Origin of the sequence: Leifsonia soli (assembly GCF_013408745.1) — a bacterium.
Classification (GTDB): domain Bacteria; phylum Actinomycetota; class Actinomycetes; order Actinomycetales; family Microbacteriaceae; genus Leifsonia; species Leifsonia soli.
In genome coordinates this window covers 2,440,230-2,466,252 of sequence record NZ_JACCBJ010000001.1, presented here as the reverse complement: position 1 = coordinate 2,466,252, position 26,023 = coordinate 2,440,230, and the positions used below count along the sequence as shown (strand labels likewise).

24 protein-coding genes are annotated in these 26,023 nt (G+C 71.5%); 6 read left to right on the top strand and 18 right to left on the bottom strand.

Annotated features, from left to right (window positions below):
- Positions 1-8: 8 nt before the first annotated feature.
- The 5 genes from BJ963_RS11915 to BJ963_RS11895 form a co-directional block, all read right to left on the bottom strand.
- Positions 9-821, bottom strand: coding sequence for an ABC transporter permease (locus BJ963_RS11915; protein WP_179456846.1), 813 nt, complete (start codon positions 819-821; stop codon positions 9-11).
- 9 nt (positions 822-830) lie between these two features.
- Complete coding sequence (locus BJ963_RS11910; RefSeq protein ID WP_179456844.1) at positions 831-1,868, bottom strand: aliphatic sulfonate ABC transporter substrate-binding protein; 1,038 nt, start codon at positions 1,866-1,868, stop codon at positions 831-833.
- 86 nt (positions 1,869-1,954) lie between these two features.
- Entirely contained in the window at positions 1,955-2,836 is an 882-nt protein-coding gene (locus BJ963_RS11905; protein ID WP_179456842.1) for an ABC transporter ATP-binding protein, read from the bottom strand.
- Positions 2,837-2,932: 96 nt separating this feature from the next.
- Positions 2,933-3,385 (bottom strand): DUF6264 family protein, encoded by a 453-nt coding sequence (locus BJ963_RS11900; RefSeq protein ID WP_246298043.1) that lies wholly within the window; start codon positions 3,383-3,385, stop codon positions 2,933-2,935.
- Between the two features lie 13 nt (positions 3,386-3,398).
- Positions 3,399-4,247 (bottom strand): exodeoxyribonuclease III, encoded by an 849-nt coding sequence (locus BJ963_RS11895; RefSeq protein WP_179456840.1) that lies wholly within the window; start codon positions 4,245-4,247, stop codon positions 3,399-3,401.
- Positions 4,248-4,358: 111 nt separating this feature from the next.
- Here BJ963_RS11895 and pyrE point away from each other — a divergent pair, with 111 nt between their 5' ends.
- Both pyrE and BJ963_RS11885 read left to right on the top strand, forming a co-directional pair.
- Entirely contained in the window at positions 4,359-4,913 is a 555-nt protein-coding gene (gene pyrE / locus BJ963_RS11890; protein WP_089907552.1) for an orotate phosphoribosyltransferase, read from the top strand.
- Positions 4,913-7,567 (top strand): hypothetical protein, encoded by a 2,655-nt coding sequence (locus BJ963_RS11885; RefSeq protein ID WP_179456838.1) that lies wholly within the window; start codon positions 4,913-4,915, stop codon positions 7,565-7,567. The genes pyrE and BJ963_RS11885 overlap by 1 nt, the downstream gene beginning before the upstream one ends.
- A gap of 38 nt (positions 7,568-7,605) precedes the next feature.
- Here BJ963_RS11885 and BJ963_RS11880 read toward each other — a convergent pair whose 3' ends face one another.
- Both BJ963_RS11880 and BJ963_RS11875 read right to left on the bottom strand, forming a co-directional pair.
- Positions 7,606-8,157 (bottom strand): DUF4303 domain-containing protein, encoded by a 552-nt coding sequence (locus BJ963_RS11880; protein WP_179456836.1) that lies wholly within the window; start codon positions 8,155-8,157, stop codon positions 7,606-7,608.
- Positions 8,158-8,185: 28 nt separating this feature from the next.
- A complete protein-coding gene (locus BJ963_RS11875) occupies positions 8,186-8,983 on the bottom strand; it encodes an HAD-IIA family hydrolase (RefSeq protein WP_018192399.1) in 798 nt (265 codons plus the stop codon).
- Positions 8,984-9,078: 95 nt separating this feature from the next.
- On the opposite strand from BJ963_RS11875, the gene BJ963_RS11870 reads away from it, so the two are divergent.
- Positions 9,079-9,714: a TrmH family RNA methyltransferase gene (locus BJ963_RS11870; protein ID WP_179456834.1), complete on the top strand. Its 636-nt coding sequence runs from the start codon at positions 9,079-9,081 to the stop codon at positions 9,712-9,714.
- On the opposite strand, the gene BJ963_RS11865 is transcribed toward BJ963_RS11870, so the two are convergent.
- The 6 genes from BJ963_RS11865 to BJ963_RS11840 all read right to left on the bottom strand — a co-directional run bounded on the left by BJ963_RS11865 (position 9,711) and on the right by BJ963_RS11840 (position 14,478).
- Positions 9,711-10,112: a DUF3052 family protein gene (locus BJ963_RS11865; protein WP_179456832.1), complete on the bottom strand. Its 402-nt coding sequence runs from the start codon at positions 10,110-10,112 to the stop codon at positions 9,711-9,713. The genes BJ963_RS11870 and BJ963_RS11865 overlap by 4 nt on opposite strands.
- Positions 10,109-10,948 carry a metallophosphoesterase gene (locus BJ963_RS11860; protein WP_179456830.1) on the bottom strand — a complete coding sequence of 280 codons (840 nt, stop codon included), beginning with the start codon at positions 10,946-10,948 and terminating at the stop codon, positions 10,109-10,111. Before BJ963_RS11860 ends, BJ963_RS11865 begins: the two co-directional genes overlap by 4 nt.
- Before the next feature lie 67 nt (positions 10,949-11,015).
- A complete protein-coding gene (locus BJ963_RS11855) occupies positions 11,016-11,180 on the bottom strand; it encodes a hypothetical protein (protein ID WP_172824158.1) in 165 nt (54 codons plus the stop codon).
- A 90-nt stretch (positions 11,181-11,270) separates the two neighbouring features.
- A complete protein-coding gene (locus BJ963_RS11850; RefSeq protein WP_179456828.1) occupies positions 11,271-13,124 on the bottom strand; it encodes a YhgE/Pip domain-containing protein in 1,854 nt (617 codons plus the stop codon).
- The gene (locus BJ963_RS11845) at positions 13,121-13,819 is read right to left on the bottom strand and encodes a hypothetical protein (RefSeq protein ID WP_089907577.1); all 699 of its coding nucleotides are present in this window, start codon (positions 13,817-13,819) and stop codon (positions 13,121-13,123) included. Before BJ963_RS11845 ends, BJ963_RS11850 begins: the two co-directional genes overlap by 4 nt.
- Positions 13,816-14,478: a TetR/AcrR family transcriptional regulator gene (locus BJ963_RS11840; RefSeq protein ID WP_089907580.1), complete on the bottom strand. Its 663-nt coding sequence runs from the start codon at positions 14,476-14,478 to the stop codon at positions 13,816-13,818. Before BJ963_RS11840 ends, BJ963_RS11845 begins: the two co-directional genes overlap by 4 nt.
- 119 nt (positions 14,479-14,597) lie before the next feature.
- Between BJ963_RS11840 and BJ963_RS11835 the strand changes: the two genes are divergently transcribed.
- Positions 14,598-15,884, top strand: coding sequence for an adenylosuccinate synthase (locus BJ963_RS11835; protein WP_179456826.1), 1,287 nt, complete (start codon positions 14,598-14,600; stop codon positions 15,882-15,884).
- Positions 15,885-15,965: 81 nt separating this feature from the next.
- Entirely contained in the window at positions 15,966-17,318 is a 1,353-nt protein-coding gene (locus tag BJ963_RS11830) for an MFS transporter (RefSeq protein ID WP_179456824.1), read from the top strand.
- Positions 17,319-17,385: 67 nt separating this feature from the next.
- Here the strand turns inward: BJ963_RS11830 and BJ963_RS11825 are convergent, their stop codons facing one another.
- Entirely contained in the window at positions 17,386-18,672 is a 1,287-nt protein-coding gene (locus tag BJ963_RS11825) for a GNAT family N-acetyltransferase (RefSeq protein WP_179456822.1), read from the bottom strand.
- A 91-nt stretch (positions 18,673-18,763) separates the two neighbouring features.
- Between BJ963_RS11825 and BJ963_RS11820 the strand changes: the two genes are divergently transcribed.
- Positions 18,764-19,057, top strand: coding sequence for a hypothetical protein (locus BJ963_RS11820; RefSeq protein ID WP_089907593.1), 294 nt, complete (start codon positions 18,764-18,766; stop codon positions 19,055-19,057).
- 73 nt (positions 19,058-19,130) lie between these two features.
- Here BJ963_RS11820 and BJ963_RS11815 read toward each other — a convergent pair whose 3' ends face one another.
- The 4 genes from BJ963_RS11815 to BJ963_RS19535 all read right to left on the bottom strand — a co-directional run bounded on the left by BJ963_RS11815 (position 19,131) and on the right by BJ963_RS19535 (position 25,724).
- The gene (locus BJ963_RS11815) at positions 19,131-20,051 is read right to left on the bottom strand and encodes an SDR family NAD(P)-dependent oxidoreductase (protein WP_089907596.1); all 921 of its coding nucleotides are present in this window, start codon (positions 20,049-20,051) and stop codon (positions 19,131-19,133) included.
- Between the two features lie 4 nt (positions 20,052-20,055).
- The gene (locus tag BJ963_RS11810) at positions 20,056-20,370 is read right to left on the bottom strand and encodes a chorismate mutase (protein ID WP_179456820.1); all 315 of its coding nucleotides are present in this window, start codon (positions 20,368-20,370) and stop codon (positions 20,056-20,058) included.
- A 17-nt stretch (positions 20,371-20,387) separates the two neighbouring features.
- A complete protein-coding gene (locus tag BJ963_RS11805; protein ID WP_179456818.1) occupies positions 20,388-23,060 on the bottom strand; it encodes a helix-turn-helix transcriptional regulator in 2,673 nt (890 codons plus the stop codon).
- An 87-nt stretch (positions 23,061-23,147) separates the two neighbouring features.
- Positions 23,148-25,724 (bottom strand): LuxR C-terminal-related transcriptional regulator, encoded by a 2,577-nt coding sequence (locus BJ963_RS19535; RefSeq protein WP_179456816.1) that lies wholly within the window; start codon positions 25,722-25,724, stop codon positions 23,148-23,150.
- Between the last annotated feature and the right edge of the window lie 299 nt (positions 25,725-26,023).

Here is a 26,023-nt window from a genome sequence, read left to right as displayed (position 1 = left end):
GAGGCGGTTCAGCCCCAGCGCCGGGCCGACCACCGCTCGAACAGCCCGAGCAGCGAGTCGGTGATGATGCCCAGGATCGCCAGCAGGATGATCGCCAGGAAGAGGCGGTCCGTCCGTCCGTTGTTCTGCGAGTCGTTGAGCAGGAAGCCGAGCCCCATCGACGAGGCGATCAGCTCGGCGGCGACCAGGAACAGCCACGCCTGCGCCATCGCGAGGCGGAGCCCGGAGATCACCGACGGCAGCACAGCGGGCAGCTGCACCGTCGTCAAGAGCCGGACGCCGTTCAGCCCGAAGGCGCGTCCCGCCTCCACCAGGTGGCGGTCGACGTGTTTCAGCGCAGCGGCGACGGTGGTGTAGACGGGGAAGAAGGCCCCGATCGCGATCAGGATGATCTTCGAGTCCTCGCCGATCTTGAACCACAGGATCAGCAGCGGCACCCAGGCGAGGGAGGGCACGGCCCGGATGGCCGCGAGCGTCGGGCTGAACAGCACATCCGACCAGCGCGACAGCCCGACGAGGGCTCCGAGCAGGAGCCCGAGGCCCGCGCCGAACGCGAACCCGATGAGCACGCGCTGCGTCGAGATGGCGACGTACTGACCCAGGAGCCCCCGCTGGGCGAGGTCGACCGCGGCCTCCCACACCATCGCGGGCGACGGCAGCTGCGACGACGTGAACGCACCGGAGGTCGACGCGAGCTGCCAGACCGCGAGCAGGACGATGGGGAGGACGAAGCCGGCGGCGATCCTCACCCCGCGACGCGACAGGACCGGCGTGCGTGCGACCGTCGTCGCGACGACCTCCGGTGCGTTGTGAACCGTCATCGGGATGCGTCAGCCGCCGATGGCGCTCGGGTCGGCCTTCTTCGCGAAGGACGGGTCGAGCAGGGAGTCGAGCGCCTTGTCGATGTCCGACTGCGACTTCACGTCGCTCGAGGCGACGAAGATCGGGCCCACCTTCTTGAGCACGGCGAGCTGCGCGGCCCCCGGAATGTTCGAGACGTCGAGGTTGGTGCGCTCGGTGATCACCGTGGTGGCGACGGCGGGGTCGATCCCGGCGACGTCGGAGAGGATCTTCGCCGTCTCGTCGGGGTGCTTCTCGGCCCAGGCGCGCGCGTACTCGTAGGTGTTCACGACGGTCTGCGCGACATCCGGCTTCGAGTCGATGAACGACTCGGTGGCGTTCAGGAAGCCGTAGGTGTTGAACTTCACGTTGCGGTAGATGAGCTTGGCGCCCGACTTCTCGGCGTTCGCCATGATCGGGTCGAGTCCGCTCCAGGCGTCGACCGAGCCGTTCTGCAGGGCAGCCCAGCCGTCGGCGTGCTGGAGGTTCTGGATGGTCACGTCGTTCGCCGAGAGCCCGTTGGCCTCGAGCGCCTGCAGCAGGAAGAAGTACGGGTCCGTTCCCTTGGTGGCGGCGATCTGCTTGCCCTTGAGGTCCTTGACCGAGGTGATGGTCGAGTTCGGGCCGACGACGATGGCCGACCACTCGGGCTGCGAGTAGATGTCGATCGTCTTGATCGGCGATCCGTTCGAGCGGGCGAGCAGCGCGGCGGAGCCGGCGGTCGAGCCGACGTCGATCGCGCCGGAGCGGAGTGCCTCGTTCGCCTTGTTGGAGCCGGCGGACTGCACCCAGGTGACGGTGATGTCCTGCTTCTTCAGCGCCTTCTCCAGCCAGCCCTCCTTCTTGATGACCAGGCTGAGCGGGTTGTAGGTCGCGAAGTCGATGGTGAGGGTCCCGCCCTTCGTCACTCCGGCCGAGTTGGTGGCGCCGGAGGCGGAGCCCTCGCCGGCGACGCAGCCGGTGAGCAGCAGGCTGGCGGCCGCGACGATGCCGGCGGCGGCGGTCAGGATGGTGGGTCTGCGGCGCATGATGCCTCTTTCGGATGTCTGTGCGGGGGTGCGGCTGTGCGGGTGGTGCGGCGGTGCGGGTGGTGCGGCGGTGCAGGTGGCGCTGTTCAGTACGGGAAGACGGGGACGGCTGTCCGCTGCTCGTCGCGCGCGCGGCCGTGGCGGTCGATGCCGAGGCCGTCGAGCAGGTCGGCTCGCAGCTCCGCGAGTTCGGCCGACCCGCGGTCCCGTGGACGGGTTCCGGGGACGGTCGTGACGCTGCGGATGGTCGAGCCCGGCCGGCCGTCCTCACCGCCCAGGAGGACCACACGGTCCGCGAGCTGCAGGGCCTCGTCGACGTCGTGCGTGACCAGCAGGATGGTGGCGGGCGCGGCGGCGTGGATGTCGAGGAGGAGGTCCTGCATCTTCAGCCGTGTCAGGGCGTCGAGAGCGCCGAACGGCTCGTCGAGCAGCAGCACTCCGGGGTTGCGGGCGAGAGCGCGGGCCAGCGACGCGCGCTGCGCCATGCCGCCCGAGACCTCGCGGGGTCGCAGCGTCGCGGACGCCGTCAGCCCGACGAGGTCGAGCAGCTGGGCCACCCGCTGCCGTCCGTCGGCGCGGTCGAGGCCGCGGGGAAGACCGAGCGCGACGTTGTCGGCGATCGAGCGCCACGGCAGCAGCCGCGGCTCCTGGAACCCAACGGCGCAGCGGGCATCGAATCGGGTGACGGCGCTCCCGTCGATGAGGGCGGCTCCGCCGGTGGGGGTGTCCAGGCCGCCGGCGATGCGCAGGAGGGTCGACTTGCCGCATCCGCTCGGGCCCAGGATCGCGACGACCTCGCCCGCGCGGATCTGAAGGGACACATCCCGCAGCACGGCGCGCTCGCCCGCAGCGGAGGCCTCCTGCTCCCGGTCCGCTGAGCGACGCCGTCCGGAAGGCCGGTCCGGCGCCGGGAACGAACGCGCGACGTCCGAGAACTCGACGGGGTAGGCGGAGGACGAGTCGGTCATGGTGCTCCGACGCTACCGACGAGTGCGCCGCGCCCGCTGGCCCGGCGCAACGCTTCGTAACGAAAGTTGATGCAGCGTCGTCCGGGAGGCGACAGGCTAGAGGGACGACCCCGGCACGCCCGAGATGACCAGTGCCGCGCCGCCGACCCAGACGCCCACCGCGAGCAGGATGCCGGCGATGGGAACCCAGAAGCTGATGCGGCGCACGATCAGCAGCACGACGGTCGCGACGACGGCGATCAGCGTGACCACGGCGGGTCCGAAGAGCGCGATGAAGAAGCCGGCCCCCATGCGTTCGGTGTCGCACACCGTCGACGCCCCGCACGGGTCGCTCGCGAACGCGAGGAAGAACGCGGCGAAGGTGAGGATGGCGGCGATCACGATGGCGATGACGAGCAGGATGATCGACGTCACCAGATCCCAGACGATCACCGGCCGGCGTGCGCGTGGCTGCGGGAAGCCCGGCTGCGGGAAGCCCGGCTGCGGCGCCGGGGAGCCGGGGTGACCGGCGTGGCTGGGGTATCCGGGCGGGGGAGGCGGCGTGCTCATCGGTTCCTGCCTGTCAGCCGAAGATCATCGGTCGGTCGTCGTCGTCGTCCGCCGCCGCGATGGGCGCCAGCTCGACGAGGACGGGGACGTGGTCGCTGGGGGCGTCTCCCTTCCGCTCGTTGCGGTGGATGCTCGCATCCACCACGCGGTCGGCGAAGGCGCGGGAGCCGAGGATGAAGTCGATGCGCAGGCCTTCGTTGCGCGGGAACCGCAGCTGCTTGTAGTCCCAGTAGGTGTAGCCGTCCGGCACGATGGGGCGGACGACGTCGGTCAGCCCGACTTTCTCGAACGCGGCGAACGCCGTGCGCTCGGGCGGCGAGATGTGGGTCGAGACGCCGGGCACCAGGCTGGGGTCGCCGACATCGGAGTCGAGGGGCGCGACGTTCCAGTCGCCCATGAGTGCGAGCTGCAGACCGGGGTCGTCGGCGAGCCAGCGCTGAGTGTCGGCGGCGAGGGTGGCGAGCCAGTCGAGCTTGTAGACGTAGTGCGGATCGGCGAGCGACCGGCCGTTGGGTACGTAGAGGCTCCAGAGGCGGATGCCCTGCACTGTCGCCCCGATCGCGCGCGCCTCCTTCGGGAGGTCGGGACCGTCGTGGTCTTTGAGGAACCCCGGCATGTCGGGGAACCCGATGGCGACGTCCTCCAGCGGCAGGCGACTGGCGATGGCGACGCCGTTCCACTGGTTCAGGCCGTGCAGGACGACTTCGTAGCCCGCGTCCTCGAACGGCTGGTACGGGAACTGCTCCGGCTTGCACTTGATCTCCTGCATGGCGAGCACATCCACGTCTTCGCGGACCATCCAGTCGACGACGCGGCCCACGCGGGTGCGGATCGAGTTCACATTCCAGGTCGCGACGCGCATGCTCCGATCGTATCGGCCGCCGCCGACGTCCCCGGAGCCGCTCGGGTGTCGGTGGGAACGCCGACAGCCTGTGGAGAACTCCCGGGGGTCGGTGGGTTCCCCTCTAGAATCATGGATGTGACCGACGCACGACAGCAGCTCATCGACTACATCGCCGCCGAGGCCGTCTTCCACGGCGACTTCACGCTCACCAGCGGCAAGAAGGCGAGCTACTACGTCGACCTGCGCAAGGTCAGCCTCGACCACCGCGTTGCCCCCCTCATCGGCCAGGTGATGATCGACCTCATCCGTGACATCCCCGACGTCTTCGCCGTCGGCGGCATGACGATGGGCGCCGACCCCGTTGCCGCGGCCATCCTGCACCAGGGAGCGGCCCAGGGTCTCGGCTACGACGCCTTCGTGGTGCGCAAAGAGCCGAAGGACCACGGGCGCGGCAAGCAGGTCGAGGGCCCGGACCTCGAGGGCAAGCGCGTGATCGTGCTCGAAGACACCTCCACCACCGGTGGCTCGCCGCTCAAGGCGGCCGAGGCGCTGCGCGCGGTCGGCGCCGAGATCGCGGCCGTCGCCGTCGTGGTCGACCGCGACACCGGGGCCCGCGAGGCCATCGAGGCCGCCGGCTACCCGTACTACGCCGCCATCGGCCTGAAGGACCTGGGGCTGGCGTAGTGTCCGACGAGCGCGGGAGGGGCGCTGCGGACGACGGACGTCCGCGCGAAGGACGGGATACCCCCGTCCCGCCGGAACAGCCGGATGCGGCGGAGCCCGAGTTCGGCAGCGCCGACTGGCTGCTGCAGCAGCTGACCGGCGGTCGTCACGTCGATCGCCCGGATGACGTCGGCGACACAGACGACGCCGGCGACACGGGCGACGCGGGCGACGCCCCCGTGGACGGCGCTCCGAGCGACCACACGGGACATGAGGTCGAGGTAGAACCCGCAGCGGCCGAGCCCGCACCCGCGTCTTCGGCTGCGGAGCAGGCCGCATGGCCGTTCGCTCCGCCCGTCGCGCCGTTGGACGCCGCACCCGGCGCGCCAGCACCCTCCGAGCCGGCTCGGCCGGACCAGCCGGCGCCGTTCGACGAGCTGCTGGGGAGCGCGATCGAGGAGCCGGAGGCCGCGGAGGAGTCGCCGACCGAGTTCCCGGTCGCCTTCAGCTGGAACCTCACGCCCGGTGTCGGCGCCGATCCCCTGGTCGAGGAGGAGCCCGCCGGCCCGCCGCCGCCCGCGGCAGCGGACGCCGAGCCGACCGATTCGACCCCGGCCGATCCCACGCCCACCGCTCTCTTCGAGCCGGTCGGCGGGGAGCCGGTGGATGTCGCGCCGTCGCCCATCGCGCCGTCGCCCATCGCGCCGACCGGTGTCGAGCCGTCGGCCGAGGGGCCCACGGCGCCCGTCGCAGCCGCTCCCTCGGTGGAGCCGGAGCCGGAGCCCGACGCCGAGCCGCCGCTCATCCCTCCCGTCTTCCGGTCCACGTTCGTCGAGCCGGCGACCCCCCGCTCGGCAGGCATCTTCGCGCCGTCCGTCACCCCCGAGGAGCCGTCGACGCCCGAGCCGATCGAGGACGAGGAGCCGCCTGCGGCGGTCCGGTCCTGGGTGATCGAGCCGGCGCTCCCGGCACCGGCACCGGCCCCCGAGCCGGAGAAGCCGCGGACCATCTTCGACGCGCCCGAGATCCCCGCCGACGACGACGTGGATGCGGACGAGCAGGAGGGCCACGGCCTGGCCGCTCTGCTGGGCTTCGGCGCACCGGAATCGGATGCTCCGTCCGGTCGGTCCGTCATCGGCGACACGACGAGCGTCATCCCGATTGACCCGTCCGCGTTCACGCGGCCCCCCGCGCCCGCCGAGCCGCCCGCGACCCCCATCGGCGACGCCATCCTGCCTCCGGCCCCGTCCCCCGCGGACGAGTCCCCCGGGGACTCGCCCGCGCCCTTCCACCAGCCGGTCCTTCCGCCGATCGATGCCGCCGCGCTCTTCGAGCCGCCCATCGAGACGCCGGCGCGACGGCAGGACGCGGCCGAGATCGCCGACCTGCTGCGCGCGCCCCACGAGGAGCCCGCGCTCACCACTTCGCCCGCTTGGCCGCCGATCGAAGAGCCAGAGGTTGAGCCGTCGGTCGCTGCGACCCCGACCGACCGTCCGGACGCGGTCGATGTTCCGACGCAGCAGCTCGACACCTCCGAGATCGCCGCGCTGCTGCGCGACGAGCCTGTTGCGCCGCTCCCGCCTTCTCCCGCCTTTCCGGCCGCGGAGGCCGAGCTGGCGATGGGCGGCCTGCCGTCGCCGGCGACGAGCCCCATCGACGCGGAGAGCATCGCGAGCGCCTCGGAGCCGGAGCTCTTCGATCCTGAGCCGCCGGCACTCGAGCCCGACGACGTCGAGGCGGAGGAGTCGAACGGGCTGGCCGAGCTGCTCGGCGACGTGGCGGTAGAGCCGGATGCTGACGCCGAGCCCGCGAGCGACGCTGAGCCTCAGAGCGACGCCGGCAGGCCCGCGGATCTCGGATCGGAAATGCCCGCGGACGAGAACCCGCGCGAGTCGTTCGACGAAGCGCCCGAACCCGCAGCCGCTGTCGAAGGGCCGCAGCTGGCCGCGACCACTCCGTTCACGTTCGCGCAGGACGAGCCTTCCGCCGTGACCGCAGCCGCGGCGACGGGCGAAGGCACGGCGCCCACGGCGCCCCCCGCCGCCCCGACCGGAGGCGGTCTCTGGGGTTCGCGCAACAACCGCATCCTCTTCACCGTCGCCGGTGCCGTCGCGATCCTGCTCGTCCTCATCGGGCTCTTCGCCATCGGCACGCGCATCCCGTCGTGGCTCGGCGCAGGCGCGCCCGCCCCTGCGGCGTCCGCACCGGCCTCCGCACGGGCGAGCGCCACTCCCACCCCGACGCCCACTCCCGTTCCGACGGTGACGCCCAAACCGGCCGCCGCAGTCGGGCCGGGGACGCATCCCTGGGATGCACTGGGCGGCGGCGAGTGCGTCCAGCCGTTCACCACGGTGTGGGCGGAGGAGTTCACGGTCGTCGACTGCACCGCTCCGCACACCGCGCAGCTCGTCTACACGAACCTGCTCTCCGCCGACCCCGCGGCGCCGTACCCGGGCGCGGACGCCCTGGCGCAGCAGATTCCGGGCCTCTGCACCGCAGGGGGCGTCATCGACCTGGGCGCGGCGGCCGCCTACCCCGACCTTCAGGTCGTCGGCTCCTTCCCCGCGACGGAGGCACAGTGGAAGTCCGGCCAGCGGTCGTACTACTGCTTCGCATCCCGCGCGAGCGGCCAGCCGCTCACCTCGTCGGTCGCCGGCCCCGGCCCCGCCGCCTGACCGATCGATGGCGTCGATGCGTCGGCGCGCGTCGTCCGTCAGCCGACACCGCCGTCCGGCGCCACGTCGCTCTCGTAACGGGCGAGGGCGGTCGGCGGGTTGATCCGTCGCGCCGACGCGAGCAGGTCGACATCTGTGTCGTGACCCGGCGTCGTGACGTTCAGCACGACGGCGTCGCGGGCGGCCCCGCCGCCGAAGAACCCCTCCGCGTCCAGGTCGGCGAGCGCTCCGAGCATGGCATCCAGCAGGGCGGCCGTGAGTTCGGGCGTGCGATCGTACGGACCATCGAGCGCGTCGAACAGCGGCTCGACCTCCGCGAACAGGGAGTCGCCGTAGAGGTCGTAGGGGGAGTCGTTCACGGCCCAGCGCAGCTCGTCGGCAGCCACCTCGACGCCCTCGGCGCGGCAGTGCTCGACCGCCCGCTCCAGCCCCTCGAACGAGCAGGCCGTCGGGGCCGGGCGGTGGGCGAGCGGCGTCGTCCAGAGACCGAAGTAGTAGAAGGTCTCGTCGGGACGCTCAGCGCGGAGAGCGGTCCACGCCGAACGGGCCGCAGAGCGGAGCGCCGAGCGGATCTGCGCGACGTCGTCCACCGTGCGGCCCGGGTCCGTGCCCGGCGCTTCAGAGCTCGGTCTCGATGGGCTCCCGCACGACCAGCTCATCGACGCCGCGGAGCACCTCGTCCGGGCGGAACGGGTACCGCTCGATCTCGCTGCGGTCGCTGATACCGGTGAGCACGAGGATGGTGTGCAGCCCCGCCTCGATGCCGGCCACGACGTCCGTGTCCATCCGGTCGCCGATCATGGCCGTGTTCTCCGAGTGAGCGCCGATGCGGTTCATGGCCGAACGGAACATCATCGGGTTCGGCTTGCCGACCACGTACGGGTCGCGGCCGGTCGCCTTGGTGATCATCGCCGTCACCGCGCCCGTCGCCGGCAGGGGGCCTTCCGCGCTCGGGCCGGTCGCGTCGGGGTTCGTGGAGATGAACCGCGCGCCCTTGCCGATGAGGCGGATGGCCTTGGTGATCGCATCGAAGGAGTAGCTGCGCGTCTCGCCGACGACGACGTAGTCCGGGTTGGTGTCGGTCATGATGAAGCCGGCCTCGTGCAGCGCGGTGGTGAGCCCTGCCTCGCCGATCACGTAGGCGGTGCCGCCGGGCATCTGCGACTTGAGGAAGTCGGCGGTCGCCAGCGCCGAGGTCCAGATGGACTCCTCGGGCACGTCGAGGCCGGAGGTGCGCAGCCGGGCCGCCAGGTCGCGCGGCGTGAAGATGGAGTTGTTGGTGAGCACCAGGAACGGCGTGCCCTGGTCGCGCCACTGCTGGATGAGGTCGGACGCGCCGGGGAGGGCCTGGTTCTCGTGGACGAGGACGCCGTCCATGTCGGTGAGCCAGCATTCGATCTCGTCGCGACGCGTCACGTGGGACCCCTTTCACCGGGAGGCGGATGCTTCCAGCTTAGGGGCCGCACCCCGCGCGCGGTGAGGCGGACACCGGCGGTGGATACGCTGAAGCTGTGGATGAGACGGCGAACCCGACGCACGAGCTGACGACCAACGGGGTCGGGCCGTGGCCGGGCGAATGGCCGGACGACCCGCGCTTCGATCCCGACCTCCTGCGCCAGGGCGACACGCGCAATGTGATCGACCGCTACCGCTACTGGACGATGGAGGCGATCGTCGCCGACCTGGACCAGCACCGCCACCCGTTCCACGTCGCCATCGAGAACTGGCAGCACGACATGAACATCGGGTCGATCGTGCGCAGCGCCAACGCGTTCGCGGCCGACACCGTCCACATCATCGGCCGGCGTCGCTGGAACAAGCGCGGCGCCATGGTCACCGACCGCTACCAGCACGTGGTGCACCACGACGACGTCGCCGGGTTCGTGGCCTGGGCGCGCAGCGAAGGCCTTCCCCTCATCGCGATCGACAACGTCCCAGGCTCGGTCAGGATCGAGACCTTCTCATTCCCGCGCTCGTGCGTCCTGCTGTTCGGCCAGGAGGGACCCGGCCTGTCGCCGGAGGCACTGGCCGCGGCGGATGCCGTTGTCGAGATCTCGCAGTTCGGTTCGACGCGCTCGATCAATGCCTCCGCGGCGGCGGCCGTCGCCATGCACGGGTGGATCCGCCAGCACGTCGCCTTCGGCTAGCGGTTCTCCCGCCGCCAGACGAGCTTGAGCCCCGACCAGTCCTCGTCCACGGCAGCCACCTTCACATCGACGAGCCCGCGTTCGAGCGCCGCATCGCGGATCAGGTTCTCGGTGAGGTCGCTCACGTGCCCTGCCGCCTTGCGCGGCCAGGCCGCCCACACCATCCCGTCGGGGCGGATGCGCTGCCCCAGCTCGTCGAGTTCGGCGAGGAACGCCGCCGCCTCGCGGTAGAACGCGAGGATGAGTCCGCTCGGGCCGCTGTCGGTCCACTCGACCTCGGGCGCGCCGTCGAGGGGGATGCTCCACCCGCGGTCGGCGTGGAGCACGCTCACGCGCATGCCGGGCTTCAGCCCCAGCTTCTTCCAGAGCGGGGTGCCCGAGTACCCGGCGGGCGTCATCCGCGCCAGCCGGCGTCGTCGGCGATGCGCTGGACGCCCGCGGCATCCAGGTCGTAGACGGTCTCGCCGTCGTCGGGCGCCGGTGCGGACACGAGGTGGGCCCGGGCCGGACCGTCGTCGGGCAGCTGCACCCAGGCGAAGCCCGCACCGCGCACCGCGCGTTCCCGTGGCGCCGGCCACAGCACATCGGTGGTGTTCGCGACCGCGGGCGCGACGACGACGGGGATGCCGGCCGGGCCCGCCTCCGTCACCAGACCGTGGTGGTAGTGCCCGGCGAGGACGAGGCGCACATCCCCTTCGCTGAGCGTGTCGAGCAGCGGCTGGGAGTCGATGAGGCGGAGGGACTCGAACAGCACCGTGGTGGGCGCGACCGGCGGATGGTGGAGGACCACGACCGTCCCGCTCTCGGATGGCGTGGCGAGCAGATCGCGCAGCCGGTCGAGCTGCGCCTCCTCCACCCGGCCGTAGCCGGCGAGCGGCACGCTCGTGTCCACGGTCACCACCCGGAAGCCGCGAACGGTCGTCTCGGTCTCGCGGGCGCCGAGCACCCCCTCGAACCCGTCGGGGAGGTCGTGGTTGCCCATCGCGTAGACCACCGCCGCCCCGCGCTCGGCCGCCCACGGCTCGAGCGTCGCCTTCAGTTTCCGGTAGGAGGCCGCCGTCCCGTCGTCCGAGAGGTCGCCGGAGGCGACGATGAGGTCGACCTCCGCCAGGGACGCCGCCCGGGCGAGCACCCGATCGAGCGCGGCCAGCGTGTCCACGATCCCGTAGTGCAGCCGACCGTCGCCGTACAGATGCGTGTCGGAGAGGTGGAGGATGCGCAGCGTATCGGTCACGCCGCCACCCTAGCGCCGGCCACCGTCGCCGGAGGTCGTCGCCCGTCCCGCCGCGCGGGACCGCCGGTCACTCGGTGTCGAGCGCCTGGATGAGGGAGTCGACCGCCGTGATGAGGTTGTGCAGCGCCTGGCGCTCGATCGAGTCCTCCGGCAGCTTCTGGATGTCGTAGCTGGCGGCGCTCGCCGACTGCCGGGCCTGCGCGAGCGCTGCCTGGACTTCGAGATCGGCCATGTCGTCCTCCTCGGTTGCGGGTGCTGTCTGCCGCCACCCTAGTGCGGGCGGCGGCCCGACCACCAGAGCCGTGTGGCCTTCGCGCTCCGCCTACCCGATGAGCGACGGGCGGAGGTCGCGCAGGGTCCGGAAGTGCGTCATCCGCGTCACTCCGATCGCCGCGATGAGCAGGGCGATCAGCATCCACAGCGCCAGCACTCCCGCATCCGCCCAGGCCGTGGCCGGGTTGCCGCCGTACATCAGCTGGCGGATGCCGTCCACCGCGTACGACATCGGCAGCACATGGTGCAGCGACGCGAGCGGGCCGGGGAGGGTCTGCCACGGGAACGTGCCCCCCGCGGTGACGAGCTGCAGCACCATCAGGACGAGTCCGAGGAACTGCCCGACGCTGCCGAGCCACACGTTGAGCGCGAGGATGATCGCCGCGAACGTGACGGACGCCAGCCCCATCAGCCCGTACATCCCGACCGGGTTGTCGATGCGGAAGCCGAGGGCGCCGGAGACGATCGCGAACAGCCCGATCATCTGGATGGCACCGAGCAGGCCGGGGGTGAGCCAGCCCGCGAGCGTGATCTTGATGGGCGAGTGCAGGGCCGTGATCGCCCGGCGCGAGACCGGCTTGACGATGAGGAAGAGCGCGTAGATGCCGATCCACGCGGCCAGGGCGACGAAGAAGGGCGCGAGGCCGGCGCCGTACGTGCCGGCGGAGGTGATCGAGTCGTTCTTCAGGTTCACCGGGTCGGCGATCGTGGACGCCTGCTTCTTCTGCAGGCTGGGGGAGTTGTCCGGGATGCGGTCGACCCCCGACTTCAGCCCGTCGCGCAGCTGGGTCGTGCCGTCGTGCAGGGTGGTCAGGCCGTCGCGCAGCTGGGCGGCGCCGCTCGCGGCGGTCGACGCACCGGACGCAAGCTGCGACGCGCCGGCGGCGGCCTGCTGCGACCCGGAGGCGACCTGGGATGCCCCACTCGCGACCTGGCCCGCGCCTGCGGAGAGCTGGTTGATCTGCCCGACAGCGCTCTGGATCTGCGTGTTGCCCGACTGCACCTTCGTGTCGAGGTCGCCGAGCACCGCCTTCACCTGGGCCAGCTGGGCCTCGGTCGCCCCGGCGGCCGCGAGCCGGTTCAGCAGGTCCTGCTGCGCGGCGGGCGCGGCCGCGGCGATCTGCGATGCCGCGGCCGCGGCCTCATCCACCTTCGCCGCCAGCTGCTGGTTGCCCGAGGCCACCTGCGCAGCTCCGTCGCTCACCTGCTGGGCACCGGAGGCCAGCTCGCCGAGCTTGCCCGCGAGCTCCTGCGAGCCCGAGGAGAGCTGCGCGGTGCCGTCGGCGAGCTGCGATGCGCCGGACTGCGCGGTCGCACTGCCGTCGACCAGCTGGTTCGCGCCGTCGACGGCGGTGACCAGGTTGGAGCGGATGTCGGCGAGTCCGACGAGGAACTGCTTCGCCGCCTGCTCGTTCACCTGCTTCACGATCGAGGTGCGGATCTTCTCCGCCGCCTGCGTTCCGATGGTGGAGGCGAGGTAGCTGTTGGTGTCGTTCGTCGTCAGCGTGACGACGGCGCGGTGCGGCGCGGTGCCGGAGGCGGAGGCCAGGGCCGAGGAGAAGTCCTTCGGGAACGTGATGCTGAAGTCGTACTTCGAGTCGTCGACCCCGCTCGCCGCCGAGCTCTTCTCCACCCGGTGCCACTGGAACGAGCCGTCGGTGATCAGCTGGTCGGCCACGTCGTCGCCGTAGTTCACGGTCTTCCCGTCGACGGTCGTGCCCGCGTCATCGACCACGATGGCCGCGGGGATGCGGTCCAGGTTCGCGTACGGGTTCTGGTTGGCCCACAGGTAGAGGCCTCCGTAGAGCACGGGGACGCACATCAGGGCGATGAGCGCCACGATGGACATCGGGCTGGCGGTGAGACGGCGGAACTCCGCCGCGATCATCTGCGGGATCTTCATGCGCCTTCTTCGTTCGGCTGGGTCATGATCAGGTCGGGGAGCTCGTCGGTGTCGTCCCGGCCGGGGTCTTCGTCGAAGGTGTTCTGAGCGGTCTCGTCGAAACGCTCGACCAGGGACGCGGCGGCGATGGCCGCGGCGGACGCGTCGCCGGCGACGACCAGCACCGCCGTGTCGCGGCCGGCCAGCTCGCGGGCGAACCGCCACCATTCGACGGGGTCGCCGCCGTGCCGGTCGGGGGAGACGATGACGAGCGCATCCACCCCTTTCCGGAGGAGCGCGAGCTCGGCCAGCAGCCGGATGCGCACGGTGGGCGGCACGGTGCCGATCGCGGAGCGGGCCCATTCGGAGGCGCCGAGGTCGCGCAGGCAGCGCCCGACGGCGACGGGATGCGACGCGCGCCCAGCGAACATCAGCTCTTCTGCGACGATGCCGGCGACGGTCACGTCCGACGCGGGCTCGGAGACGTCGGGGGCGTCGACGAGGGCGATCCGGCGGCGCATCGCCGCGTAGTCGGTGCTGCCGTCGATGGTGACGCCGCCCGCGTCGGGGCGCATCCGCCCGGAGGCGATCAGCCCGAGGACGGTCGGCCGCTGCTCCGTCTCGGCGCGGGCGAGGGATGCGCGTCCGCTCTCGAACGTCGCCGACGTCGGCGGGAGCGCCGCGCCCTTGGCGACCTGGTCCAGGACGACCTTCATCGCTCCGCCTCGTCCTCTGTCGTGTCCGCGGGGGCCGTGAACGCCAGTTCGGGGGTGGATGCGATCAGCTCGCCGGCCTCGCGCCAGCCCATCCCGGCGGCGCCGAGCCCGGCGAGCATCACCAGGCGGTGGCCGGCCTCGGGGCTGAGACGGGCGCGGGTGGCCTCGTCGAGCACCGAGACGGCGGCGTTCTCGATGAGCCGTGTCGTGGTCTCGCGGTCGAGGTCGGTGCGGATACGGCCGGACTCCATCCCGCGACGCACGGTGTCGCGCAGGCGCTCCCGCGCAGGGTCGAGCGCGGTGCCGACCATCTCGCGGTGCGGGCCGCGCACCGCGAGGGCCGCACTGACGCGGACGTGCTCGACCTCGGCCCAGAGCGTCGCGCCGAACAGCGCGATCTCGACGAGCGGGTCGGGATGCGACACCGGGTCGAGCAGGGCGGCGAGGCGGCGGGCGCCGCGCGTGAACACCTCGACGAGCAGCTCGTCGCGCGTGGCGAAGTGCCCGTAGACGGCGCGGCGACTCAGGCCGGCGCGGGCGGCGATGTTCTCGAGCGACGCGTCGATGTCCTCGTTGAGGGCGATGGCGGCCGCACCGAGGATGGCCTCGCGGTTGGCCGTGGCGTCGCGGCGCGGTGCGCGGGTGGATGGGGTGGGCATGCATCCAGTGTACGCCCTTCTTGCACAGTTGTGTGCAACTTCGTGGCTCGCGATAGGATCGAGTGCGACGGTCGTCCGCGTGGCGCCGACGTGTTCCAACCACCGAGAGGACGTGAAACGTGCCCGCGATCGTGATCATCGGCGCCCAGTGGGGTGACGAAGGCAAAGGCAAGGCGACCGACGTCCTGGGAAGCCGCATCGACTACGTCGTCAAGTTCAACGGCGGCAACAACGCCGGCCACACCGTCGTCGTCGGCGACGAGAAGTACGCCCTGCACCTGCTGCCCTCCGGCATCCTCACCGAGGGCGTCACGCCCGTCATCGCGAACGGCGTCGTCGTCGACATCGAGGTGCTCTTCGAGGAGCTCGACGCCCTGATCGCGCGCGGCGTCGACGTCTCGCGCCTCAAGGTCAGCTCGAACGCCCACGTCATCACCTCGTACCACCGCACGATCGACAAGGTGACGGAGCGCTTCCTCGGCAAGCGCCAGATCGGCACCACCGGCCGCGGGATCGGGCCGACGTACGCCGACAAGATCAACCGCGTCGGCATCCGCATCCAGGACCTCTTCGACGAGAACATCCTCCGGCAGAAGGTCGAGGGAGCCCTCGACCAGAAGAACCACCTGCTGGTGAAGGTCTACAACCGCCGGGCGATCACGGTCGACGAGGTCGTCGAGCAGCTGCTCGAGTACTCCGAGCGCCTGCGCCCGATGGTCGTCGACAGCTCCCTCCTGCTGAACCAGGCGCTCGAGGAGGGCAAGTACGTGCTCTTCGAGGGCGGCCAGGCGACGATGCTGGATGTGGACCACGGTACCTACCCGTTCGTCACCTCCTCCAACTCCACCGCCGGCGGCGCCGCGACCGGCTCGGGCATCGGCCCCAACCGGATCGACCGCGTCATCGGCATCGTCAAGGCGTACACGACGAGGGTCGGGGCCGGCCCGTTCCCGACCGAGCTGTTCGACGAGTGGGGCGAGTTCCTGCGCGAGCGCGGTTTCGAATTCGGCACCACGACGGGCCGCCCACGACGCACCGGCTGGTACGACGCTCCCGTCGCCCGCTACACCGCGCGTGTGAACGGCGTGACGGACTTCGTGCTCACCAAGCTGGACACCCTCACCGGCATCGAGCGCATCCCGGTCGCGGTCGCCTACGACGTCGACGGCGTCCGCCACGACGAGGTTCCCGCCTCGCAGAGCGACTTCCACCACGCGACGCCCATCTACGAGGAGTTCCCCGGCTGGACCGAGGACATCAGCGGCGCCCGCACGTTCGAGGATCTCCCGAAGAACGCGCAGGATTACGTGCTGGCTCTGGAGAGCCTGTCCGGCGCCCGGATCTCCGCGATCGGCGTCGGGCCTGCGCGCGATCAGATCGTGGTGCGTCACGACCTGATCGACTGATTTCCCGTCGGCGCGTCATGATGCGTGCCGGCCGTCCGTCTTCGTAGGTACAACCGTTCTATTTGTGCCGATGGAGACGCAATGTCCAGTAATGCCCCTGTCATCCGACCGCAGACGCTTCGGCGGGCGATCTCGAACACCCTGAAAGGCTCGGCCGGCAACCTCGTCGAGTGGTACGACGTCTACGTCTACTCGGTGTTCGCGGTCTACTTCGAGAAGCAGTTCTTCTCGCCGGAGCAGTCCGGCTCCCAGCTCTACGTGTGGGCGATCTTCGCCGTCACCTTCCTGATGCGTCCGGTCGGCTCGCTCGTCTTCGGTCGGATCGCCGACCGCTACGGGCGCCGGACGGCGCTCACCGCATCCATCACCCTGATGGCGTGCTGTTCGCTCGGGGTGGCGCTCATCCCCACGCACGACGTGATCGGCGTCTGGGCGGCGGTGGCGCTTGTGGTCTTCCGGCTCGCGCAGGGCATGGCGACCGGCGGCGAGTACGGCGCGAGCGCGACGTACATGTCCGAGGCTGCCCCGGCGGGCCGGCGCGGATTCTTCTCGTCGTTCCAGTACGTCACTCTGGTGGGCGGGCATGTCCTCGCGCAGGCCACTCTGCTTGTCATGGTGGTGACGCTGCCGACCCCGGCGATCGAGTCGTGGGGCTGGCGTGTGGCGTTCGCGATCGGCGGCGTCGCGGCCGTGGTGGTGTTCTGGCTGCGCAGGTCGATGGACGAGTCGCTCAGCACGGTCGCGATCGCCGCGGTCCGCACCGGGCAGCGCAGCTCCGCCGGCACGCTGCGCGAGCTGTTCCGGAACAACACCAAGCCGCTGATCCTGTGCTTCCTGATCACCATGGGCGGCACGCTCGCCTTCTACGCGTACACGGTCAACGGGCCGAAGATCATCCAGGCGGGCCTCGGCACCTCGAGTGTCGTCCAGAGCACGCTGGTCAACCTGGCCGCCCTCGTCGGGCTCATGCTGCTGCAGCCGCTCGGCGGCTGGCTGAGCGACCGCATCGGCCGCAAGCCGCTGCTGGTGTTCTTCGGCATCGGAGGTGTCGCGTACACCTGGTTCCTCTACACCGCGCTCCCGTCGGCGACGACCCCGTTCACCGCGTTCGCGATCCTGTTCGGCGGGTTCATCATCCTCACGGGCTACACCTCGATCAACGCGATCGTGAAGGCGGAGCTCTTCCCGTCGAACATCCGCGCCCTCGGCGTAGGCTTCGGCTACGCCGTCGCCAACTCGGTCTTCGGCGGAACGGCGCCCCTGCTGTTCAGCGCCGCGAAGGAGGCGGGTGAACTGACCCTGTTCATCGGCTACGTGACGGTCGTCATCGCGGCGAGCCTGATCGTCTACGTCTTCGCTCTCAGCAACCGTGCCTCGACGATGCTCGACCAGCCGGAGAGCACGACGAGCGAGCCCGACCTGGTCGCCCGCTGAGACCCCGCCTCGGGCCGGCCGAACCTCGGCCGGCCTGGGGCGGTCATTCGCTCAGTCCGCTGCGTGCTCAGAACCAGGTGCTGAGCCGCGGGGGCACCGCCGTGCGGAAGATCCGGTCGAGCGCCGCGACGTCGCCGTGGATCCGTCCCGCCACCGCCAGCCCGCGCGCGGTGTCGTGCCCGAGGTACACGCTGCCCAGCGCGCTGACCGGCAGGCTCACGTCCGCCGCGTCGCCCGTCGTCACCACCTCCGCGCGGCCGTCCGCCACCGTGATCCGGTAGCGTCCGGCGGCGATCCCGAGGTCGTCGGCGACGTCGAGCACCAGCGACCCGTCTCGCTCGTACGATCGCGCCTGCAGAGCCGCAGGGACATCCAGGATGCGCACCCACAGGTGGTCCTCGACGTCTGTGACGGTCGCACCGCGGATGTCCGAGACGAGGGCCGGGAGCGGCTCGTCGACGCCGCGGGTCCAGATCTTCACGCGGGCGACCAGGTCGAGCTCGAAGAGATACCGCCAGAGTGCGGTGAGGGCCTCGTCGGTCGCCGCCGCCAGGTAGTTCACCTCCACCGTGTGGCGCGTGAAGTCGTCCGCCTCGTCGTCCTTGACCGTGTACGAGACGAAGCCCTCCGGCTCGCCTTCCGGGGAGTCGTAGCGCACCAGCCGGTACTTCTCCGCATCCGGGTCGCCCTTGAGCGGACCGATCAGCCGGTGGGCGAGGTAGGGCTCGAGCGCGATCTCGCCGGCGCGGGCCGCCATTACCCGGTCGAGCACGCGCCCGCCGGTCTCGCGGTACTCCTCCGCGTCGGTGAACGACAGTCGGCCGGTGGTCTCCGCGCCGGCCCAGCGCACGCGCTTGGTGTCGATGCTCCACGCGGTCGCGAAGGTCGCCGGTCCGAATCCCCAGCGGCCGTAGATGACCGACTCGGAGACGGTCAGGATGGCGAGGGGAACACCGAGCGCGTGGGCGGTGCGCAGCTCGCCGCCGAGCAGCGCCGTGGCGATCCGGCGCCGGCGGTGGGTCGGCGCGACGGTGACCGAGCTGATGGCCCAGGCGTCCACCCGGCCACCGCCGGGAACGGTCAGCGGGGCGACCCACGAGTTGACGGTGCCGACGGGCTCCCCAGACGGGATGGCGTCGTCGTACACGCCGGTGGTGCGTCGGCCGGCCAGGTAGCCGCGGGCCTCCTCCAGCACGTCGTCCTTCGGCCGGCCGCTGTGGAACCCGCGGAAGTCGGCGCGGATCCACCCGTCGAAGGCGGCGGCGTCGCTCGTGTCCACGAGGGTCAGGCGGAGGCCTCCCGCGGCCAGGTCGCGCTCGGAGGTCGGATCGATGGGCTGAGTGAGGAAGTCCATCCCTTCACCGTATCGGGCGGCCCGGCGGCACGGGAGGGGCCGCCCCCTCGATGCGGACAGGATCCGGTCAGCGGTCGGGTAGCGTTGAAGCATGAAGGTGCGCGGTCTCATCCAGAGCAGCGAGACGCGGGAGCTCACCGCAGAGGCGGACGATGCGGCGTCGGCCCGCGCGCTCATCGAGGAGCAGGTGCCCGACGGGTTCGATCTGGTGCAGGTGCACAACGCGATGCCCCGCGGAGGCCGGGTCATCGCCACGGCCGTCATCCGGCCGTCCGCCGTCGAGGAGATCGAGGCCGAAGGCTCGGACTACGCCGCCGCCCGGGACGCCCTGCGCTCCCAGGTGCCCTCGACGCACCTCCTGCTCTCCACCGTCGTCCTGCCCTGACACACCGACAGCTCCTGAGTTCTTCGCACGAACCGCGACGATTCGTGCGAAAAACTCAGGAGCTGTTCGTGCGTCAGACGGGGAACGGCTGGTCGGCGGCGCGCTCGAACAGCGGCCACAGGGCGGCGCCGAGGCGCGGTGAGCGGGATGCGCGGGTCGCCGGCGTGTGCACGGGGGCGCCCTTCGTCCACGCGGCCGGGCCGAGGTAGTCGCCGCCCTCGATCGCCGGGTCGAGCACCGCGCGCACCGGAACGTGCGCTCCCTCGTCCTTGCCCTGCGTCCACGCGGCCTGCAGATTGTCGGCGAACCGCTTGAGCCTGGACGGCTGGTTGACGCCGCGGATGCCCGGGGTGCGTCCGGAGGTCGAGTAGCCGGGGTGCACGACGATGCTCTGCACGTCCGATCCCGCTGCGCGTAGCCGGCGGTCGAGCTCGAACCCGAACACCTGCGCCGCGATCTTCGAAGCCGCATACGCCCGCCACGCAGTGTACGAGCGCTCCAGCTGGAGGTCGTCGGCGCGCACGCGCCCGAGGCGCGACGCCATCGACCCCAACGTCACGATCCGCGACCCGGGCGTTCGCTGCAGCGCCGGGATGCTGCGCGCGACCAGCCGGAAGTGGCCGAGCACGTTGGTGGCCAGCACGAGCTCGTTGCCGTACTCGTCCGTGTGCCGGGTGCGCGGCGGGTGCACGATGCCCGCGTTCAGCACCAGCGCATCCACCCGCTCGACGGCGAGGAGGGCGTCCGCGGCCGCGTCGATCGACCTCCGGTCCGTCACATCCAGCGGCAGCGCCTCCACGTTGGCGCCGGGCACCCGTCGGCGGATCGCCGACACCGCGGCCTCCGCGCGCTCCGGATCGCGGCAGCCGAGCACCACCCGCGCACCGGCGCGTGCCAACTGCTCCGAAGTGAAGTAGCCGACGCCCGCGTTCGCTCCCGTGACGACGACCGTGCGCCCGTGCGCGTCCGGCAGCGCCGACGCATCCCAGCCCATCCCGCTATCTGCCGTTCTCGCCGGCGATGCGCTCGTGGTGGTGGATGACCTCGGCGACGATGAAGGTCAGGAACTTCTCCGCAAACGCCGGGTCGAGGTGGCTCTCCTCGGCCAGCGCGCGCAGGCGCAGGATCTGCTCCCTCTCGCGCTCCGGATCCGCGGGCGGGAGGCCGTGCTCGGCTTTCAGCGCACCGACCTGCTGCGTGAACTTGAACCGTTCCGCGAGCATGTGAATGACCGCCGCATCGATGTTGTCGATGCTCTGACGGATGCTGTGCAGCTGCTGGAGTGCCGCCGCCACGTCACTGTTCTCGGGCATGCTCCGACCCTATCGGGTCAGCGCCACTCGTCCGGCGCGCCCTCCATCCGCTCCTTCAACTGGGATCGCCGCTCGACGCGCAGCTTGCGCATGACCCGGTGCAGGTGGCTCTCGACGGTCCGCGTCGACAGCACCAGCTCTTCCGCGATCTGCCGATTGGTCAGCCCGGTGCTCGCGAGCCGCGCGACCTCCAGCTCCCGCGCGGTGAGTTCGGCCCGGGTGCTGATGAACCGGTGGGGGTCGAACCGCCCGATCCCGACGGTCCGCTCCAGCTCGTCGCCGCGGGCGCGGGCAGCGGCCGCGTCCGCCGGGCGCTGCGCGTCGGTGTGGAGGTCGGCCGCGCGGGCGTAGGCCGCCAGGGCGAGGGAGTACCGCCGCTCGCCGATGAAGGCGTCGCCGAGTGCGACCAGCGTCTCCGGCGACCCCTCCACCAGTCCGGCCGCATAGCGCAGGCTCGAGCCGATCAGCTCACCGTCGACCGACCGGATGCGCGGGGCGGCGCCGTCGTACCGCTCGCGCGTCGGCTCGATCTCGATCGCGATGAGGTACGCGAACGCGGCCGCCAGTCGGGCGCCTCGTTTCCACAGGGCATCCGCTGCCTCTCCCATGGTCCGCGCCGCAGTACCCGTCTCGCCCGCGCACAGCTCAGCCTGGGCCTGCGCCCACGCGCGCTGCATCCCGGGCAGCGGACCGTCGGGCAGGATGCTCGCCTGCAGGTCGGCGTCGTGATGGCCGGCGCCGGCGCGGCGTCCCGTTCGAGAGGCCACGACGAGCGCCATGACCGTGTTCGACAGCGCCGTCGATGGCCCCACCGGCGGGGGCCCGGCGGGACCACCGAGCATCGCGACCTCGGCGAGCACCTCGTCGAGGTCGCCGTGCACCCCGGATGCCAGGGAGCCGAAGGTCAGGATGCTGCCGTGCAGCCGCATCCCGACCGGATCGAGCGCAGCCCGGGACTCCAGGAATCGGGCCCTCGCCTCGCCGGTGGCCGCCCCGACATCGCCTCGGACCAGCCGGGCGAAGGCCTCCAGGTGATCGACCACCGGATCTTCTGCGCCGACCGCGCGTGCGGCGTTGAGATGGTGCACCGCTTCGCCCACCCGGCCGCCGACGAGCAGGCCGTAGCCGAGTGCGCGGTGGGTGGCCGCTGCGACCTCCGGACGGAGTCCGACGTCGTCCGGATCCAGGAGCAGGGAGAGGTCCGGTTCGCCGACGAGTTCGATTTCGATCTCCGCCGCGCGGGCGTGCACCAGCCCGGCGTGCCGTCCGAATCCGTCCGCGGCCGAGCGCAGGTCTGCCACGGCCCGCTCCGGCTCGCCGTGCCGGTACGCCGTGTTGTACGCGTTCTCGATCGCCCAGGCGGCACGACCCTCGTCGCCGACCGGCAGCGTCGACGAGGCGTGCAGCACGTCGTCGATCCGCGGGTCGACGGCGCCGGCGGAGCGCGCCAGGGTGCGCACGTACGCGATGGCCGCCTCCATCGTCCGCCCGGTCTCCCAGGCGCGAGCCGCCTGGGCGACCCGCGCCTTCTCCGCGTCGTGCAGACTCTGCACGAGCTGGGCGGCGCTCTCGGCGTATCCGGGGTCCGGTGCGTCGGTCGTGGCGACCGATGCCGCATCCCGGGCCCGTTGGAGAAGCCGGCGACGTCGTGCCGGCCTCGTCGTGCCGCGCAGGTAGTCGGCGAGCAGGGGCGGGTCGACGCTGACGAGCATCTCGCCGCCGGATTCACGAATGCGGATGAGCGCCCGCGCCTCGAGTCCGTCGAGTTCGTCGTCCGTCGCCAGCGCCTCAGCGGTCTCGATGCCCGTCTCGCCGAGCAGCGCGAGCAGCGCGACGACATCGTGCTGCCGCCGGTCGAGCGGTTCGACGAGTGCACGCAGCGGGCGGGCGAGTGCCGGCGACCACAGGCTGCCGACTCCGCTGACCCCCTGCCCGTCGGCGAGGAGCCGACGCTCCCGCAGCGCCGTCTCGACCGCGGCGAGGGCGAGTCCTGGCCGGCCGGCCGTCTGGGCGAACACGCGTGCCGCGGTGGACGAGTCGACGGGATGCTCCAACCGCGTGTTCAGCAGCGTGACGAACTCGTCGTAGCGCAGGCCGCCGAGCTGGATGCTGGTGACGCCGTGGAGTCCGCTTGCGCTGCCCGTCGGTCTCGCTCCAGCGCCGGGCAGCGCTGCCGCCTCGAGCGAACCGGTCGAAGCGCTCCAGGGGCCGCCGGAGCTCACCGCGTCCTCCGCCCCGATCCGCCGCGCCCAGAGAACGGGGGTCCGCCGTGCCGATCGCAGCGCACACAATGCTCCCCACGAATCGTCGTCGAGATCGTCGCCGTCGTCCACGACGACGACGGCCCGCCGGGAAGGCAGGCGGTCGGCGAGCTCGTCCACGGCAGCGTGCACATCGCCCGAGTGAGCCGTCGCGGCCGAGATCGCGCCGAGGGCGCCGAGTGCGCCGAGCGGCCGTGCGAGCAGCGCCGGGATTCCGGCGACCGCGAGCACCGTCCAGCCGTGCCCCTCCAGCCGGCTTCCCACGGCATGGAGAAAGGCGGTGCGCCCGCTTCCCGCCGGCCCGCTGACCTCCACCGACGTCCCGTGTTCGACCGCGTCGACCGCGTGCGCCACCTGCTGCGCGCGTGCTTCCTGGCCGAGATCGACGCGGACGCCGCCGCCGACCGCGGCTGTGCCCGAGGCGTGCATGTTCCCCCGCTTTCCCCGCTGCACTCTCAGGATGGCGGGCGCCTCCCCGCCGGGCATCACCTCATCTGCATGACATCGGACATTCGGCTAGGTTCCGGCTCCGGCAGACCCGATCACCTTCTTGAGGTGGTGTCGGCGTTCGACGCCGGTCTTCCGCATCACGCGGTGCAGGTGGCTCTCGACCGTCCGCACCGAGAGGACGAGCTCGTCGGCGATCTGCTGGTTCGTCAGCCCGGCCGCAGCGTAGCGGGCGACCTCGAGCTCCCGCGCCGTGAGCTCCACGTAGGTGGTGCGGAACCGGTCCGCGTCGAACGTGTCCGGCTGCAGTGTGTCGCGGAGGCGGCGGTGCCGGTCGCGGGCGCGCGCCGCCGACGCGTCGTCGCCCGCCTCCGCGAAGCTCTTCGCCGCCGCGGAGAGGGATGCCAGGGCCAGGCCGTACCTGCCCCCGTCGGCGAACCGGTCGGCGTTGGCCAGCAGGGCCGGTCCGTCCGAGTGGACGACGGCGGTCACGTGCTCGAACGTGTCCTGCACGAGAGCCCCCTCCACCGGCTCGATGCGGGAGGCGTGCCGCGCCAGCCGCTCCGTGGAGGGGTCGATCTCGAGGGCCGAGTTGTAGGCGAGTGCCGCGGAGAGGCGGGCTCCGCGCGCCCAGAGCAGGTCTCCGCAGCGGGAGAACTCGTCCGCGGCCTCCGGGAACTCGCCGCGGCTGGCCAGACTCTGCCCGAAGGCCCACGAGCGCTGGGTCGTCGGATACGGCCCGTCGGGCGTCCGCATCCGCAACAGTTCGGCATCGCGCTGGTCCGCGACCGCTCGGCGTCCACGCCGTGACGAGGTGACGCTGGACATGATCGTGAGGGAGAGGTGGGCGAAGGGAGTGAGCGGCGCCCGGCCGGAGGAGTCGCCGAGGCTCATCATCTCGTCGAGGATCTCCTCCACCTCGCCGTAGTTGCCGTCGGCCATCCGGCAGAAGCTCGCGATGGCCGCGAAGGTCTGCATCCCGACGGCGTCGAAGCGGAGGCGACTCGACTCGATCCCGGCGCGGGCGAGGGCAAGTGCCTCCGTCGTGCGGCTGCGGAGCGCGAGGATCATCGCGACGAGTGCGGAGCACACCAGGTCGAGTTCCTCTCCGCTGATCTCGCGGATCGCCGCCAGGTGCCGCTCCGATGCCGCCAGCTCGCCGCGGACGAGCGCGACGAGCGCCCGGGCGCGGTGGATGGCGATCCGCACGGCCGAGCGCATCTCGTCGTCCCCATCCGGATCAGGCAGCCCGGAGTCGTCGACCGGCCCGATGAGCTCCAGCTCGATCTCGACCGCGCACGCGAGCATGATTCCCGCGTAGGCGCCGGCCGTCGCGGCGTCCGCACGCAGTCGGCGCACCGCCTCCTCCGGCTTGTGGTGGTTGTAGGCATCGTGGACCGCGCGCAGTGCGTGCCAGGCGGCGCGCAGGTCGTCGGGCGCGCGATCCGGCGCCTCGGCATCCACCAGCGGCGCCGACTCCTCGAAGGCGGCGTCGATGTCGGCGGTCGCGCGCGTCGCCTCCGACAGGGCCTCGATGTACGGGATCGCCGACCGGAGTGTCCGGCTGCGATCCCACTCGCTGCGGGCGATGACCGCCCGCGTCTCCTGGCGCTCGTGGATGAGGTGCACGAGCTGTGCGGCCGACTCACCCGCCTGGACGCGTGCCGCCGGCAGCACGACGCGCCCTGCCGGGTCGAGTGTCTGCCGCAGCGTCCTGATGAGGCGCAGCCGGCGTGCCGGTCGGACGAAGTGACGGAAGTAGTCGACGACGAGCGGCGGGCTGACGCTGACCAGCTGCCGGTCGCCCGAGGGGAGCAGCTTGACCAGATCGAGGTCCTCCAGCTGCTCCAGGTCGCGCGACGTGCCGAGCAGGTCGGCGGTCTCGACGTCGAGCACCCCGACGAAGGCGAGCAGTTCGAGGAGTCCGCGCTGCTCGGGCGTCAGCGGGTCGATCAGGCGCTCCACCGCCTGGACCAGCGATGGCGCCCACAGCGACTGATCCGTGGTGATGACCCCGTTGCGGGTCTCGATGCGGCCTTCGCGCAGGCCCGACTCGAGCATCGCGCACGCCAGGCCGATGTTGCCGGCCGATCGGGCATAGAGCTGGGACAGGGTGCTCGCGTCGAGCGGGCCGCCGTGCTGGCTCTCGAGCGCTGTGGCGAGCTCGTCGAAGCGCAGGGGACGCAGCTCGAGCGTCGACACCTCGCCGAGGCCGAACGAGCTGGTGATGGCCGAGCAGGCCGGCCGGGCGAGGCGCGTGAACGCGATGGGCACCCGGTGCCGGGCGTGCAGGGCGGCCAGGACGCCCCAGCTCATCTCGTCGAGGTAGTCGCCGTCGTCGACCGTGATGAGCGAGGAGCCTTGCGGAAGCCGGTCGACGAGCTCTGCGAGCACGGTGTCGATGCCGGAGGGGCGGCCGTCGGCCCTGGCCGCGTAGCCCGCGACGTTGAGGGCGGCGAGCGGCCGGGACGAGAGGGGGCGCACGCCATGCAGGGAGACCACGTGGAAGGACCGGCTTGCGAGCTGCATGCCCAGCGAGTTCAGGAATGTCGTGCGGCCGCTGCCGTGGCCGCCGACGATCTCGAGCGAAATGCCATCGCCGATTGCGGCGATGGCGATCTCGGTCTCGGCTCGACGTAGCGACACGGATGGCCCTCCCCAAGGGTGTACAAGGCGGTCTGGTAAGAGGCCGCTGGAGTGAGACGTTAGCGCGCGCACGAGGCGCTCACGCTGATACTCGGCAGTTTTACGTATCGGATGGGCAGAGGTTAGGTAGTCCCACATCACCATTGCGCGTCGGCGGCCAAAACGGGACGCGCCCTGGCGTTCGCCCGCCACGACCTCGGTGTCGAGCGCCACTTCCACGCAGACGCCCGCACCTCGTTACTGAACGCGCATCGACACCCACTCCATTGCCCGGCACCCCCTACTGAACTGCCGATCAA

Bases quoted from the DNA above. Each gene is read 5' to 3' on its own strand.
- BJ963_RS11910 (WP_179456844.1), bottom strand. From the start codon at position 1,868: ATGCGCCGCAGACCCACCATCCTGACCGCCGCCGCCGGCATCGTCGCG.
- pyrE (WP_089907552.1), top strand. From the start codon at position 4,359: ATGGATGTGACCGACGCACGACAGCAGCTCATCGACTACATCGCCGCC.
- BJ963_RS11845 (WP_089907577.1), bottom strand. From the start codon at position 13,819: ATGAAGGTCGTCCTGGACCAGGTCGCCAAGGGCGCGGCGCTCCCGCCG.
- BJ963_RS11815 (WP_089907596.1), bottom strand. From the start codon at position 20,051: ATGGGCTGGGATGCGTCGGCGCTGCCGGACGCGCACGGGCGCACGGTC.
- BJ963_RS11805 (WP_179456818.1), bottom strand. From the start codon at position 23,060: ATGCACGCCTCGGGCACAGCCGCGGTCGGCGGCGGCGTCCGCGTCGAT.
- BJ963_RS11855 (WP_172824158.1), bottom strand. From the start codon at position 11,180: ATGGCCGATCTCGAAGTCCAGGCAGCGCTCGCGCAGGCCCGGCAGTCG.
- BJ963_RS11895 (WP_179456840.1), bottom strand. From the start codon at position 4,247: ATGCGCGTCGCGACCTGGAATGTGAACTCGATCCGCACCCGCGTGGGC.
- BJ963_RS11820 (WP_089907593.1), top strand. From the start codon at position 18,764: ATGAAGGTGCGCGGTCTCATCCAGAGCAGCGAGACGCGGGAGCTCACC.
- BJ963_RS11830 (WP_179456824.1), top strand. From the start codon at position 15,966: ATGTCCAGTAATGCCCCTGTCATCCGACCGCAGACGCTTCGGCGGGCG.
- BJ963_RS11810 (WP_179456820.1), bottom strand. From the start codon at position 20,370: ATGCCCGAGAACAGTGACGTGGCGGCGGCACTCCAGCAGCTGCACAGC.
- BJ963_RS11905 (WP_179456842.1), bottom strand. From the start codon at position 2,836: ATGACCGACTCGTCCTCCGCCTACCCCGTCGAGTTCTCGGACGTCGCG.
- BJ963_RS11840 (WP_089907580.1), bottom strand. From the start codon at position 14,478: ATGCCCACCCCATCCACCCGCGCACCGCGCCGCGACGCCACGGCCAAC.
- BJ963_RS11915 (WP_179456846.1), bottom strand. From the start codon at position 821: ATGACGGTTCACAACGCACCGGAGGTCGTCGCGACGACGGTCGCACGC.
- BJ963_RS11825 (WP_179456822.1), bottom strand. From the start codon at position 18,672: ATGGACTTCCTCACTCAGCCCATCGATCCGACCTCCGAGCGCGACCTG.
- BJ963_RS11865 (WP_179456832.1), bottom strand. From the start codon at position 10,112: ATGACGCCCGCCGGGTACTCGGGCACCCCGCTCTGGAAGAAGCTGGGG.
- BJ963_RS11850 (WP_179456828.1), bottom strand. From the start codon at position 13,124: ATGAAGATCCCGCAGATGATCGCGGCGGAGTTCCGCCGTCTCACCGCC.
- BJ963_RS11900 (WP_246298043.1), bottom strand. From the start codon at position 3,385: ATGAGCACGCCGCCTCCCCCGCCCGGATACCCCAGCCACGCCGGTCAC.